Annotated in this window: 14 protein-coding genes; 8 read left to right on the top strand and 6 right to left on the bottom strand. The window is 67.0% G+C overall.

The genetic code is table 11. From position 1 onward, the window contains the following. Positions 1 to 65: 65 nt before the first annotated feature. From HZF05_RS18420 to HZF05_RS18435, 4 genes are read right to left on the bottom strand one after another with little or no spacing between them, the layout of a single operon-like run. On the bottom strand, positions 66 to 986 hold the full coding sequence (locus tag HZF05_RS18420) for a tyrosine recombinase XerC (protein ID WP_160363956.1): 921 nt from the start codon (positions 984 to 986) through the stop codon (positions 66 to 68). Then, on the bottom strand, positions 971 to 1,531 hold the full coding sequence (locus HZF05_RS18425) for a DUF484 family protein (protein WP_160363957.1): 561 nt from the start codon (positions 1,529 to 1,531) through the stop codon (positions 971 to 973). The genes HZF05_RS18420 and HZF05_RS18425 overlap by 16 nt, the downstream gene beginning before the upstream one ends. A gap of 56 nt (positions 1,532 to 1,587) precedes the next feature. Beyond that, on the bottom strand, positions 1,588 to 1,932 hold the full coding sequence (locus HZF05_RS18430; protein WP_160363958.1) for a hypothetical protein: 345 nt from the start codon (positions 1,930 to 1,932) through the stop codon (positions 1,588 to 1,590). Continuing rightward, on the bottom strand, positions 1,932 to 2,432 hold the full coding sequence (locus HZF05_RS18435; RefSeq protein ID WP_160363959.1) for a GNAT family N-acetyltransferase: 501 nt from the start codon (positions 2,430 to 2,432) through the stop codon (positions 1,932 to 1,934). Before HZF05_RS18435 ends, HZF05_RS18430 begins: the two co-directional genes overlap by 1 nt. Before the next feature lie 93 nt (positions 2,433 to 2,525). Here HZF05_RS18435 and HZF05_RS18440 point away from each other — a divergent pair, with 93 nt between their 5' ends. Further along, a complete protein-coding gene (locus HZF05_RS18440; RefSeq protein WP_160363960.1) occupies positions 2,526 to 4,694 on the top strand; it encodes a primosomal protein N' in 2,169 nt (722 codons plus the stop codon). 102 nt (positions 4,695 to 4,796) lie between these two features. After that, positions 4,797 to 5,285 carry an EF-hand domain-containing protein gene (locus tag HZF05_RS18445; protein WP_181638916.1) on the top strand — a complete coding sequence of 163 codons (489 nt, stop codon included), beginning with the start codon at positions 4,797 to 4,799 and terminating at the stop codon, positions 5,283 to 5,285. Positions 5,286 to 5,288: 3 nt separating this feature from the next. Here the strand turns inward: HZF05_RS18445 and ada are convergent, their stop codons facing one another. Together ada and HZF05_RS18455 are read right to left on the bottom strand one after the other, a co-directional pair. Beyond that, positions 5,289 to 6,323 (bottom strand): bifunctional DNA-binding transcriptional regulator/O6-methylguanine-DNA methyltransferase Ada, encoded by a 1,035-nt coding sequence (gene ada / locus HZF05_RS18450; RefSeq protein ID WP_160363962.1) that lies wholly within the window; start codon positions 6,321 to 6,323, stop codon positions 5,289 to 5,291. Beyond that, on the bottom strand, positions 6,316 to 6,777 hold the full coding sequence (locus tag HZF05_RS18455; protein WP_160363963.1) for a DUF1203 domain-containing protein: 462 nt from the start codon (positions 6,775 to 6,777) through the stop codon (positions 6,316 to 6,318). The genes ada and HZF05_RS18455 overlap by 8 nt, the downstream gene beginning before the upstream one ends. Before the next feature lie 215 nt (positions 6,778 to 6,992). On the opposite strand from HZF05_RS18455, the gene HZF05_RS18460 reads away from it, so the two are divergent. From HZF05_RS18460 to HZF05_RS18485, 6 genes are all read left to right on the top strand, one after another. Beyond that, the gene (locus tag HZF05_RS18460; protein WP_160363964.1) at positions 6,993 to 7,547 is read left to right on the top strand and encodes a F0F1 ATP synthase subunit delta; all 555 of its coding nucleotides are present in this window, start codon (positions 6,993 to 6,995) and stop codon (positions 7,545 to 7,547) included. 2 nt (positions 7,548 to 7,549) lie between these two features. Beyond that, positions 7,550 to 9,079, top strand: a complete 1,530-nt coding sequence (gene atpA / locus HZF05_RS18465) for a F0F1 ATP synthase subunit alpha (protein WP_160363965.1) — start codon at positions 7,550 to 7,552, stop codon at positions 9,077 to 9,079. Between the two features lie 354 nt (positions 9,080 to 9,433). Next, on the top strand, positions 9,434 to 10,333 hold the full coding sequence (locus tag HZF05_RS18470) for a F0F1 ATP synthase subunit gamma (protein ID WP_160363966.1): 900 nt from the start codon (positions 9,434 to 9,436) through the stop codon (positions 10,331 to 10,333). A gap of 17 nt (positions 10,334 to 10,350) precedes the next feature. Next, on the top strand, positions 10,351 to 11,802 hold the full coding sequence (gene atpD, locus HZF05_RS18475) for a F0F1 ATP synthase subunit beta (RefSeq protein WP_160363967.1): 1,452 nt from the start codon (positions 10,351 to 10,353) through the stop codon (positions 11,800 to 11,802). 161 nt (positions 11,803 to 11,963) lie between these two features. Then, entirely contained in the window at positions 11,964 to 12,281 is a 318-nt protein-coding gene (locus HZF05_RS18480; protein WP_160363968.1) for an ATP synthase F1 subunit epsilon, read from the top strand. Positions 12,282 to 12,389: 108 nt separating this feature from the next. Continuing rightward, complete coding sequence (locus HZF05_RS18485; RefSeq protein ID WP_160363969.1) at positions 12,390 to 13,895, top strand: TadA family conjugal transfer-associated ATPase; 1,506 nt, start codon at positions 12,390 to 12,392, stop codon at positions 13,893 to 13,895. The last annotated feature ends 35 nt before the right edge of the window (positions 13,896 to 13,930 follow it).

Here is a 13,930-nt window from a genome sequence, read left to right on the forward strand (position 1 = left end):
TGAAAACTTTAAAGGCCCGGTAAAAGAATTTTTCGAAACGTTACCGGGCCGATTTGGTCGGCGTTTCAGGCCCGGGGATGCGCGGCGCGATAGACGTCCATCAGGTGTGTCGCATCGACGGCCGTGTAGATCTGCGTCGACGACAGGCTGGCGTGGCCGAGCAACTCCTGGAGCTGACGCAGGTCCGCCCCGCGCCCGAGCAGGTGGGTGGCGAAGCTGTGGCGGAGCGCATGGGGTGTCGTGCGCTCGGACAGACCGAGCCGCCCCCGTGCCGCACGCACCGCCTTACGGACGATCGCGGCATCGAGCGCGCCACCCTTGGCTCCCCGAAAAAGCATTATCCCACGGGCCAGTGGATAGGGGCAAAGCTCCGCATAGCATTGTATCGCTTCGCGCACGACCGGAAGCAGCGGTACCACGCGCGCCTTGTTGCCCTTGCCTGTCACGGTGATTGCCTCGCCGAGCGGCAACAGCCCGGCATCAAGCCCCATCGCCTCGCCGACGCGCAGGCCCGCACCGTAGAGCAGCAGCAGCACCGCGAGATCGCGCGCGGCGAGCCAGGGGACGTCGTGCGCGTCCGCCGCATCCTTTGCCAAAGCCTTCGCCTCGGCCGGCGTGACCGGACGCGGCACGCCCCGCTTCACGCGCGGAGCTTGCACGCGCGGGATGGCCGCTCCTTCGCCATTCACGAAGCCGAGGAAAGTCCGCACCGCGGAAAGCTCGCGCGCAGCCGAAGCGTTGGTCAGCCCCTCACCACGACGATGCGCGAGATAGGCACGCAGGTCGGCGGGCTCGATGGCCGACAGGAAACCGGTATCGATGGCCTCTCCGCGATGCCGACCGAGAAAGGCGATCAGCCGATGCGCGGTTGCTACATAGGCGCGCACCGTATGAGCGGATCGCAGGCGGTTGCGGCGGAGATGATCGGCGAAGGCAGCAGCGGCCTGCCGCGCCGGATGATCGTCCAATGTCAGGGGAGCAGCCACCGCCCGACCATACGCGCCAGCACGCTGCCGAGGAAGGCCAGCAGTTCCGAACCGTGACGCGTCTCGAAGCGCTGCTCGGCGCGCTGGCCGAGCGCGATCAGGCCGCAGGGCAAGGGTGCGGGATTGTCCAGTCGCACCAGCGCTTCGGCGCGGATCAGCGGCGCGGCCGGGCCGAACAGCGGATGACCGCGCTCGACACCCCGAAGGACCACGCCGTCGATCCCGGCAATGGCATGCTCGATCATGCGCGGCTCGACCATCCGGAGGCCGTCCGCATCGGCGCAGAAGCCGACATCTCCGACGAACAGCGCCAGCGCCACCGCATCGACGCCGAGCATCTGCGGCCAGTCCTGCGTCACGACATGGATCAGATGCTCGAGCCCTTCGGCCTCGATCGCGGCGAGCACCGCGCCGTGAATCTGGGCGACGGCGCCGGAATGGCCGCGCGCGAAGGCGATGAGATCCTGATTGGCCTCCTCCACCTCGGCGACACGCGCGCGCAACGTCGCGACGGCCCGGTCCTCGAAACTGATCACACTGCCCATGCGGCGGAGCTTAACGCGACATGGTTAAAAGGAAATGGCGGCCTGCGACGAGCCGATCACCACCCTTTCTGCTGATCCTTCTCGCGCCATTCCTTGATCTGGCAACCGGTCCAGCCGCTCGCGCCGACCGCGCTGCACGACCCGCGCGTCAGGTCCGTGTTGGCGCCGTCGCCATCGATCAGGCGGTGTCGCTCGCGCGAGACGCTGTCGACCGATCCCAGCGGGTCGAAGCCGCGATCGGGCATCTGCGGCAAACGGAAGCGGCGATCCTTTTCTTCCTTCGTCTGCGCGCAGACCGTGATGGCGCCACGCTCGCGTCTAGCCGCCGCGCAGGGATCGATCGTGTCCCTGATCGCCGTATCGATGTCCGGCGTGGCCAGCGCGAGCAGCAGCGCCAGCATCAGCCCTGCACGAACAATCGGCTCTCGCCACCGTGGGTCGGCAGCGTGATGCGTCCCTCTTCGCGGAAGCCGAGCTTCACGAGCAGGGCGGCCGAAGCGACGTTCTCCGGCGCGGTGATGGCGAGCAGCGGCGGCAGGCTCAATACCTCGCGACCCCAATCAAGCAGCGCGTTCGCCGCCTCGTACCCGTAGCCCTTGCCGGTATGTGCTGCGAGGAAGGCGAAACCAAGATCCGGCCCGTCCAGCCCTTCGCGGCTGACGAAGCCGACCGTGCCGATGCCCTCATCGCTGTCTTTCAGCGCGACACGAAACATGCCGAAGCCGTTCGCCTCGTAGGACGCGAGGATACGATCGCGGATATAGGTCTCCGCCTCCTCGATCGTCCGAACGCCGCGATCGCCGATATTGGCGAGGAAGCCCGGATCGTTGAGCGTCTCGATCATGAAGGCGGTATCGCCAAGCGTGATACGCCGGATCGTCAGTCGTTCGGTTTCGAGCATCGCCACCCCACTGTACCAGCATAGTAGAGCACCTGAGCGTTGCGCTGGGAAGCCCGGTTGCGCTTGGCCGATCGATCCCCGATGTGAAGAGCGATGTCCCGCGCCCGCGTCCTCCTGCTCAACTCCGCGCTCGGCCCGCTCGATTACCGCGTTCCGCGCGAGATGAGTGTCGAGCCGGGATCGATCGTTTTGGCCCCGCTCGGTCCACGCCAGATCGCCGGCGTGGTGTGGGAGCCGGAGAAGATGCCCTCCGACGCGGAGGTCGGCGACAACCGCCTGCGCAATCTGCTCGGCGTTTACGATCTGCCCCCGCTTGCGGCGGCGCTGCGCCGGCTGATCGAGTGGACCGCCAATTACTACCTCGCCCCGCCTGCCGCCGTGCTGCGCATGGCGCTGGCCTCGGCGAGCGCGCTCGACGGGGGGCGGACCGTGATCGAGTATCGCGCCACCGGCCATCTGCCGGAGCGGCTGACCGCGCAGCGCCAACAGGCTCTCGAGCGGATCGGAGAGCGGCAGGGACTGGTGCGCGAGCTGGCCGCCATCGCCGACGTGTCGGACGGGGTGATACGGGGGTTGGTGAAGGCCGGCGCGATCGAGGCGGTGGAAGTCGCGGTCGACGATCCCTATCCGCTGCCCGATCCGTCCTTCGCCCCGCCCGAGCTTTCCGCCGAGCAGAAGGCGGTGGCGGACACGATCGTCTCGGCTGTCGAGGCGCACGCCTTCCAGCCCTATCTGCTCGACGGCGTGACCGGATCGGGTAAGACCGAGGTCTATTTCGAGGGCATCGCCGCCGCGCTGGCGGCGGGCAAGCAGAGCCTCGTCCTCCTCCCCGAGATCGCGCTGACCGAACCCTTCCTCAAGCGCTTCGAGGCGCGCTTCGGCCACCTTCCCGTCGCCTGGCATTCGGACCTCCGCCAATCCCAGCGCCGCCGCGCCTGGCGGGCGATCGCGTCCGGCGAGGCGAAGGTGGTGTGCGGGGCGCGATCCGCCCTGTTCCTGCCGTACAAGCATCTCGGCCTGATCGTTGTCGACGAGGCGCATGAGACCAGCTTCAAGCAGGAAGACGGCGTGATGTACCACGCCCGCGACGTCGCGGTGATGCGCGCCTCGTTCGAACAAGTGCCGATCGTGCTCGCCTCCGCCACCCCCGCGATCGAGACGCGCCAGATGGTCGAGATCGGCAAATACCGCGAACTCAAGCTGCCGGGCCGCTACGGCGCCGCACAGATGCCGACGATCGAAACGATCGACCTCACGCAGGATCCGCCCACGAAGCAACGCTGGCTCGCCCCCTCGCTGGTCGCTGCGATCGAGGAGACCGTCGGCAAAGGCGAGCAGGCTTTGCTGTTCCTCAACCGGCGCGGCTATGCGCCGCTGACCTTGTGCCGCCATTGCGGCCACCGCTTCCGCTGCCCGAACTGCACCGCGTGGATGGTCGAGCACCGGCTGACCGCCCGCCTCGCCTGCCACCATTGCGGCCACGTCATGCCGCCGCCCGCCGCCTGCCCGGAATGCCATGAGGAGGACAGCCTCGTCGCCTGCGGGCCCGGTGTCGAGCGCATCGCCGATGAAGTCTCGGCGCTGTTCCCGGAGGCGAAGGTGGCGATCGTCACCTCGGACACGATCTGGTCCCCCGCCAAGGCCGCCGAATTCGTCAACCGCATGGAGGCGGGCGACATCGACATCGTCATCGGCACCCAGCTCATCACCAAAGGCTATCACTTCCCCAACCTGACGCTGGTCGGCGTGGTGGACGCGGATCTGGGCCTGCAGGGCGGCGACCTGCGCGCGGCCGAGCGCAGCTTCCAGCAGATCGCGCAGGTGGCGGGGCGCGCCGGGCGAGGCTCGAAGCCCGGCCGCGTCTTCCTCCAGACCCGCGAGCCCGGCGCGCCAGTGATCCAGGCGCTGGTGACGGGAGACGCCGAAAGCTTCTACGAGGCCGAGACCGAAAGCCGCCGCGAGGCCGGCGCTCCGCCCTTCGGTCGCTATGCCGCGATCATCGTCTCCTCCGAAAAGCTCGACGAAGCCGTGGAGACCGCCAACCGTATCGGCCTCTCCGCGCCCGAAACCGAAGGGATGATGGTGTTCGGCCCCGCCCCTGCCCCGCTCGCCATGCTGAGGGGCCGCCACCGCCAGCGCCTGCTCGTCCATGCACGGCGGTCGCTGGACGTGCAGGACGTGATCCGGATATGGTTAAGCGCGCTCGAATGGCCGCGCGGCGTCCGCGTCGCGGTGGATGTGGACCCGTACAGCTTCCTGTAAGCGTGCACCCTGCACTGGCCGATGATGATCTGGAGACTGCCCTTGCTGTTTGCCCGCGCCTCCGCAGTTGCCACGATCGTGCTGATTAGCCTCGGAATATCGATGCCGCTCGTCGCCGCGCCGGAGAAGAAGGCGCCCGCGAAGAAGAATGCCGCCCCGGTCTCCACCAAGCCGCTGGTCGCTAGGCCGACACCGCCGCTCGCAACGGGCGACATCACCCGCACGCAGATGATGGCGCAGATCAAGAAGACCTTCGAACTGGCCGACACCAACCATGACGGCTTCATCAGCCGCGCCGAGTTCGCCAAGCGGATGACGGTGATCCTCAACCGCGACGCGCCGCCGACCAAGGAGGATGCGCAACGCATGCTCGACGCCGCCAACCGGGCGTTCAACAATGTCGACGCCAATCATGACGGCAAGCTCAGCCTGTCGGAAGCGAGCGTGCGGCCGTTGAAAGCGTTCGACATGATGGACACCAATCATGACGGCATCCTCACCGCGGCCGAGAAGGCGGCGGCGCATCAGGACGCGCCGGATCTGCCCGCGAACGGGCCGACGCTCGGCCAGCAGCAGCCACCGGGGCGCTGAGCCTCAGAGCAGGCGCGTCTCGCCGCCTTCGCGCTCCAACAGCCTGGCCTTCATCTCCAACCCTAGCGCATAGCCGCCCGCCGAACCGTCGCTGCGCCGTGCACGGTGGCAGGGGATGAGGATCGGCACCGGATTCGCCCCGCAGGCCGTCCCGGCGGCACGGGTAGCGCCCGGTTTGCCGACGCGGGCGGCGAGCGCGGCATAGCTCACCGATTCGCCCGGCGGAATCTGCGAGAGTTCGCGCCAGATCGCCTCCTGGAAGGCGGTGCCGCGCACGTCGAGCGGCAGATCATGCGCGCGGCCCGGTTCTTCGACCACCGCTACGGCCTGCTCGACGAGATCGATCATGTCCGAGCCGCCCTCCTCGATTATCGCCAGCGGGAAGTCCTGCTCCAACTGCGCAACGCCGCCGAAGGTCAGTCGGCAAATGCCCCGCTCCGTCGCCGCGACAGTGACCGGGCCGAAGCTGGTGTCGGCGCTCGCCCAGCGGATCGTCTCGCCGCCGCCGCCGCGTCGCCACGCCGACGGCGCCATGCCGAGCCGCTGATCCGCCTCTTCGTAGAAGCGCCCCGGGCCGGAGAAGCCGGCATCGTAGATCGCATCGGTCACGCGCTCATTCTCCTTGAGCGCCGTCTCCATCCGCTTCGCGCGCACCGCTCGCGCGTAAGCGGCCGGCGTGACGCCGGTGCGCTTGCGGAACAGGCGGTGGAAGTGGTGCGGGGCGTAACCAGCCTCCGCCGCTATCTCCTCCAAAGTCGGAGGAGTCTCGGCGCGCTCAATCAGCGCCACCGCCTTCGCCACGCCTTCTGCATCGCGCGCCACTTCGTCGGGCTTGCAGCGCCGGCAAGGGCGCAAGCCCGTCGCCCGCGCCGCCGCTCCGTCCGCGAAGAAGCGGACATTCTCGCGCCGGGGATGCCGCGCCGCGCAGGACGGGCGGCAATAGATGCCCGTCGTCAGCACGCCGGTGACGAACGATCCGTCCGCTGCTCGGTCGCGCCGGAGCACCGCATCCCAGCGCCGGTCGTCCGTCTCAGGCATGTCCGCTCCGTTCGGCCCGCGCGAGGAAACAGCCCCAGGCGGCATGATGGACATCCACATAGTCGATCTCCCCGTTTTCCAGCAGCCCCCGGATGCCCGCATCCGCCCCGCCCGGCTCCGCCGTCGACGCCACTAGGATCATGCCGGCGCCGTCAAAGCCGCGCAGGCTCAGCGGCCGTTGCTCCAGATAGGGCGGCGCGACATCCTCGTAATGTGACGCTGCGACCGCCCCCTCGCGCACGAAGATGGCGTGGCGGGCGCGAAAAGGCGTCTGCACGTCGGCATGCAGATAATTCAGCAACAGCACGTTCTCGCCCGGCTCGGCATCCTGCAGCGTCACCCGGCACGGATAGCCGCTTTCGCTGTCAGCCTTCATGCGAATCGCTCCTTCCGCGATTAACGCCTCCGCATCGGCGAAGCGAGCGGGGTCGAGGCCTTGGATACGGTAGGTCATATACTCTCCATCGGTTTGGAGACCTCGATCTAGGCGCGATTCTCCGTACCCGCGTCCCGCCGCTTGCTCTCAAACACCTCGTCCCAAAGGTCATGCCCGCCAGCCTTGCATCCCCCGCCCTCCCCTGCTAACCGGCCCGCGACCCATGCGGGGACGCCTTATGGGGCGCCCCCTTTTTCGTATGGGGACAAGCAATTTCGGGGGATGGGTCTGGCGTGGACATTTCCGGCGGTATTCAGGCGAGCTTGAGCGGGCGCTACGCGATGGCGCTGTTCGAGCTGGCGCGCGACCAGCGCGAGCTGGACGCGGTTTCGGTCGATCTCGACACGATCAAGGCGGCTCTGGCCGAAAGCGCCGATTTCCGCGCGCTCACCAGCAGCCCGCTGATCGGCCGCGACGCGGCGACCAAGGCGATCCTCGCCGTCGCCGCGAGCATGGGCCTCGGCAAGACGGTCAGCAACACGCTCGGCCTGCTTGGCCATAATGGCCGGCTGAACCAGCTTCCCGCGATCATCCGCGGCTTCAGGGCACTGGCCGCCGCCCATCGCGGCGAGACCACTGCCGAAGTCACCTCTGCCCACCCGCTCGACGCCGAGCAGACCGGCGCGCTCAAGGACAAGCTTCGCCAGAAGTTCGGCCGCGACGTCGCGATCGAGGCGAAGGTGGACCCCGATATTCTCGGCGGCCTCATCGTGAAGATGGGCTCGCAGCAGATCGACGGCTCGATCCGCACCAAACTCAATAGTCTCGCAAACGCGATGAAGGGCTGAACATGGATATCCGCGCCGCAGAAATCTCCAAGGTCATCCGCGACCAGATCGCCAATTTCGGCACCGAGGCGGAAGTCTCCGAGGTCGGCCAGGTGCTGAGCGTCGGTGACGGCATCGCCCGCATCTTCGGCCTCGACAACGTGCAGGCCGGCGAGATGATCGAGTTCGCCAACGGCACGCAGGGCATGGCCCTCAACCTCGAGGCCGACAATGTCGGCGCCGTGATCTTCGGCTCGGACTCGGAAATCCGCGAAGGCGACACCGTCAAGCGCACCGGCACCATCGTGGACGTGCCGGTCGGCAAGGGTCTGCTCGGCCGCGTGGTCGACGGCCTCGGCAACCCGATCGACGGCAAGGGCCCGATCGTCTCCGATCAGCGCGCCCGCGTCGAGACCAAGGCGCCCGGCATCATCCCGAGGCAGTCGGTCCATGAGCCGGTGCAGACCGGCCTCAAGGCGCTCGACGCGCTCGTCCCCGTCGGCCGTGGCCAGCGTGAGCTGATCATCGGCGATCGCCAGACCGGCAAGACCGCCGTCGCGATCGACGCCTTCATCAACCAGAAGAAGGCCAACGCCGGAGACGACGAGAAGCAGAAGCTCTACTGCATCTATGTCGCCGTCGGCCAGAAGCGCTCCACGGTCGCCCAGATCGTCCGCCAGCTCGAAGAGAATGGCGCGATGGAATATACCATCGTCGTCGCCGCCACGGCTTCGGACCCGGCCCCGCTACAGTTCCTCGCGCCCTATACCGGCTGCGCGATGGGCGAGTATTTCCGCGACAACGGCATGCACGGCCTGATCGTGTATGACGACCTTTCCAAGCAGGCCGTCGCCTACCGCCAGATGTCGCTGCTGCTGCGCCGTCCGCCGGGCCGCGAAGCCTATCCGGGCGACGTGTTCTTCCTCCACTCCCGCCTGCTCGAGCGCGCCGCCAAGATGTCGGACGCGCACGGCTCGGGCTCGCTGACCGCGCTCCCCGTCATCGAGACGCAGGCCGGCGACGTGTCCGCCTACATCCCGACCAACGTGATCTCGATCACCGACGGCCAGATCTTCCTCGAGACCGATCTGTTCTATCAGGGCATCCGCCCCGCCATCAACGTCGGCCTCTCGGTGTCGCGCGTCGGCTCGGCCGCGCAGACCAAGGCGATGAAGAAGGTCGCCGGCTCGATCAAGCTGGAGCTGGCCCAGTATCGCGAGATGGCCGCCTTCGCGCAGTTCGGCTCGGACCTCGATGCCTCGACGCAGAAGCTGCTGAACCGTGGCGCGCGCCTGACCGAGCTGCTCAAGCAGCCGCAGTTCCAGCCGCTGCCCTTCGAGGAGCAGGTGGCGTCGATCTTCGCCGGCACGCAGGGCTTCCTGGACGGCATTCCCGTCTCCGACGTGACCCGCTTCGAGGCCGGCCTGCTCGCCGATCTCCGCGCGAACCACGCCGAGGTGCTCAAGACGATCCGCGAGACCAAGGACCTCGGCGACGCCGTCAAGGGCCAGCTCAAGGACGCCGTCACGGCCTTCGCGAAGACGTTCGGGTAAGCTGGGAATAAGCGAGCGTGCTTGAAATCATAACATGGCTAGGCTGCACCTACTTGGTGATCAAAGGCCTGAGCATGCTTCAAGCTTCGCTCGCAGCTCCCGCTGGCTCGTCCTCACGAACCGTAGGCTATGTCGGGTTCATACTATCGCTGCTTGCTGCGCCTACGTTTATATATCTGGCTCATCAGCAACTATCGTATAACCAACTCGCGCCGAACGGTGAGGCGTTAAGCAGTTCAACGACCGATTATTCTGGCATGAATTCACAACAGCTGGACGATGTTGCGAATGCAGCCATTGCCGATGTTAATGCAGCTACTGCTGATGCCTTAGGCGGGGGAACAGGGAAGTAGAATGCCGTCACTCAAGGCCCTCAAGATCCGCATCGGCTCGGTGAAGTCGACGCAGAAGATCACCAAGGCGATGAAGATGGTCGCCGCCGCCAAGCTGCGCCGCGCGCAGGAGGCGGCGGAAGCCGGCCGTCCCTATGCCGAGGAGCTGACCAAGGTCATGGCGCGGCTCGCGTCGGGCGTCACTGTCGGCCCGGAGAGCCCGAAGCTGCTCGCCGGCACCGGCAAGGACACCAACCAGCTGCTGGTCGTCGCCACGTCGGAGCGCGGCCTGGCGGGCGCGTTCAACTCCAACATCGTGCGCGCGGCCGTCCGCAAGGCGCGCGAGCTGGAGGCGCAGGGCAAGCAGGTCAAATTCTACCTGATCGGCAAGAAGGGCCGCGCGGTGATCAACCGCCTGTTCCCCGGCAAGATCGTCCATCAGGTCGACCAGACCCACATCAAGACCGTGTCGTTCGACGACGCGCTCGAAGTGGCGCAGGACATCATGCACCGCTTCGAGGCGGGAGAGTTCGACGTGGCGCGGCTCTATTTCGCCAAGTTCCAGTCGGCGCTCGTCCAGATCCCGACCGAGACGCAGATCATCCCGGTGGAAATCCCCGCCGCCGCCAACGACAAGACACCCGAGAGCGGCGGCCCGGTCGCGGCGTTCGAGTATGAGCCCGACGAGGAGGAAATCCTCGCCGCGCTGCTGCCGCGCAACATCGCCGTCCAGCTGTTCCGCGCCTTCCAGGAGAATGCCGCGTCCGAGCAGGGCAGCCGCATGACCGCGATGGACAACGCCACGCGCAACGCCGGCGACATGATCAAGAAGCTCACCATCCAGTATAACCGCTCCCGCCAGGCGGCGATCACGACCGAGCTGGTCGAGATCATCTCCGGCGCCGAAGCGCTCAAGGGTTAAGAAGGCAGGAAATCGTCATGGCAACCGCACCCGCTACCAACAATGTCGGCCGCATCAGCCAGGTGATCGGCGCCGTCGTCGACGTCACCTTCGACGGCCCGCTGCCGAAGATCCTCTCGGCGCTCGAGACGCACAACAACGGCGTCCGCCTGATCCTCGAGGTCGCGCAGCACCTCGGCGAGAACACCGTCCGCACGATCGCGATGGACGGCACCGACGGCCTCACCCGCGGCCAGGAAGTCAGGGACACCGGCGCACAGATCTCGGTGCCGGTCGGCCCGAAGACGCTCGGCCGCATCCTCAACGTCATCGGCGAGCCGATCGACGAGCGCGGCCCGGTCAATGCCGAGACCCACTCGCCGATCCACGCCGACGCCCCGCCCTTCGTCGACCAGTCGACCGAGACCAGCATCCTCGTCACCGGCATCAAGGTGATCGACCTGCTCGCCCCCTACACCAAGGGCGGCAAGATCGGCCTGTTCGGCGGCGCCGGCGTGGGCAAGACCGTGCTCATCCAGGAGCTGATCAACAACATCGCCAAGGGCCACGGCGGCACCTCGGTGTTCGCCGGCGTCGGCGAGCGCACCCGCGAGGGCAACGATCTCTATCACGAGTTCCTCGATGCGGGCGTCATCGCCAAGGATGCCGACGGCAACCCGATCAGCGAGGGCTCCAAGGTCGCGCTCGTGTTCGGCCAGATGAACGAGCCGCCGGGCGCCCGCGCCCGCGTCGCGCTCTCGGGCCTCGCCAACGCGGAATATTTCCGCGACGTCGAGGGCCAGGACGTGCTGTTCTTCGTCGACAACATCTTCCGCTTCACCCAGGCGGGCGCCGAAGTGTCGGCGCTGCTCGGCCGCATCCCGTCGGCGGTGGGCTACCAGCCGACCCTGTCGACCGACATGGGCGCCCTGCAGGAGCGCATCACCTCGACCAACAAGGGCTCGATCACCTCGGTGCAGGCGATCTACGTGCCCGCCGACGATCTTACCGATCCGGCGCCGGCCACGTCCTTCGCCCACCTCGACGCGACGACCAACCTCAACCGCGCCATTTCGGAGCTGGGCATCTACCCGGCGGTCGATCCGCTCGACTCGACCTCGCGCGCGCTGACCCCGGCCGTCGTCGGCCAGGAGCATTACGACGTCGCCCGCCGCGTCCAGGAGACGCTGCAGAAGTACAAGTCGCTGCAGGACATCATCGCGATCCTCGGCATGGATGAGCTTTCCGAAGAGGATAAGCTGACCGTCAGCCGCGCCCGCAAGATCCAGCGCTTCCTCAGCCAGCCGTTCCACGTCGCCGAGGTCTTCACCGGCATCAGCGGCAAGTTCGTACAGGTCGAGGACACGGTGAAGTCGTTCAAGGCCGTGGTGGATGGCGAGTACGATCACCTGCCGGAAGCCGCCTTCTACATGGTCGGCGGCATCGACGAGGCGGTCGAGAAGGGCAAGAAGCTGGCCGAGGCGGCCTGATTTAACTCCCTCTCCCGCTTGCGGGAGAGGGTCGGGGTGAGGGGCCGCGCGGATGCGCGGCTCCAGCCTCGAAGGAAGGAAGACCCTCACCCTCCCCACCGCCTCCGGCGGCGGGTCCCCTCCCTCTCCCGCAGGCGGGAGAGGGCTTTAGGTTGGAAGCAATGGCCGACGTACATTTCGAGCTCGTCACCCCGGAGAAGAAGATCCTGTCGGAGGACGCCTATATGGTCGTCGTTCCCGGCACCGAGGGCGATTTCGGCGTGCTCGCCGGTCACGCGCCCTTGATGTCGACGGTGCGCGACGGCGAGGTGCTGGTCTATTCCTCGATGACCAATATCACCCAGCGCATCCGCGTGCAGGGCGGCTTCGCCGAGGTGACCGACAAGGGCCTCACCATCCTGGCCGAGCATGCCGAGATCCTGAGCGGCGCCGGTGCCGAAGCCTCCTCGCACGGCCGCCCGGCGCGCGCGGATCACTAAGCAAGACCCGCGCTCCCAAGCCGTTAGGCATTTGGTAGTCCCTTAACCGTAACATCCCGCCCGACGGCCCGGCTTCGCCCGGGTGCATTTTCGTGGGGATGGAAACGGATGAGCGCGTTCGGCAAGCGGAATGGCACAGGCGGCGGCGGTCAGCGGCCGGCTTTCGGCGTGGCCCGCCCGATGCACAGCCCCGAGCCGGGCGGTGCCCAGTTCCCGCCGATCGAATCGGTGCCGCTGCCGGGCGCCGGCTCCTCCGATCCGAGCAGCAGCGTCGCCGCCGGCGATGCGATGGCCCGCCTCAACGATCGCCAGCAGGGATCGGGCGACGCCGCCTCGCCCAAGATCGAGGGCTTCGAGGCTTCCGTCCACAAGATCAAGGAGCAGGTGCTTCCCCGACTGCTCGAGCGCGTCGATCCGGAAGCCGCCGCGACGCTCAGCAAGGACGAGCTGGCCGAGGAATTCCGCCCGATCATCGGCGAGGTGCTCGCCGAGCTGAAGATCAACCTCAACCGCCGCGAGCAGTTCGCGCTGGAAAAGGTGCTGGTCGACGAGCTGCTCGGGCTCGGGCCGCTCGAAGAGCTGCTGTCCGATCCGGACGTCAGCGACATCATGGTCAACGGCCCGGAACAGACCTTCATCGAAAAGAAAGGCAAGCTGCAGCTCGCCCAGATCCAGTTCCGCGACGAGCAGCACCTCTTCCAGATCGCCCAGCGCATCGTCAACAAGGTCGGCCGTCGCGTCGACCAGACCACGCCACTGGCCGACGCTCGCCTGCCGGACGGTTCCCGCGTCAACGTGATCGTGCCGCCGCTGTCGCTGCGTGGCACCGCCATCTCGATTCGTAAGTTCTCGGCAAAGCCGATCACGCTCGACATGTATGTCGGCTTCGGATCAATGAGCCCGAAGATGGCGACCGCGCTGAAGATCGCCGGCGCCTGCCGCTTCAACATCGTCATCTCCGGCGGTACCGGCTCGGGCAAGACGACGATGCTCAACGCCCTGTCGAAGATGATCGATCCGGGCGAGCGTGTGCTGACCATCGAGGACGCGGCCGAGCTTCGCCTGCAGCAGCCGCACTGGCTGCCGCTCGAAACCCGCCCGCCGAACCTCGAGGGCCAGGGCGAGATCACCATCCGCGATCTCGTCAAGAACTCGCTGCGTATGCGCCCGGATCGCATCATCCTCGGCGAGATTCGCGGATCGGAATGCTTCGATCTGCTCTCCGCCATGAACACCGGCCACGACGGATCGATGTGCACGCTCCACTCCAACAGCCCGCGCGAGTGCCTGGGCCGTATGGAGAACATGGTGATGATGGGCGACATCAAGATGCCCAAGGAGGCGATCAGCCGCCAGATCGCCGATTCGGTCGATCTCATCATCCAGGTGAAGCGCCTGCGCGACGGCTCGCGCCGCGTCACCAACATCACCGAGGTGATCGGCATGGAAGGCCCGGTGATCGTCACGCAGGAGCTCTTCAAGTTCGAATATCTGGACGAGAGCGCCGACGGCAAGATCATCGGCGAATATCGCTCGATGGGCCTGCGCCCCTACACGCTCGACAAGGCCAAGCAGTACGGCTTCGACCAGCCGTTCCTCGAAGCCTGCCTCTGACGCGTAACCGCTTGTCTCCGGATCGGAAGCGGGCC

It is taken from the genome of Sphingomonas chungangi (assembly GCF_013778325.1).
GTDB classification, from domain to species: Bacteria; Pseudomonadota; Alphaproteobacteria; order Sphingomonadales; family Sphingomonadaceae; genus Solisphingomonas; species Solisphingomonas chungangi.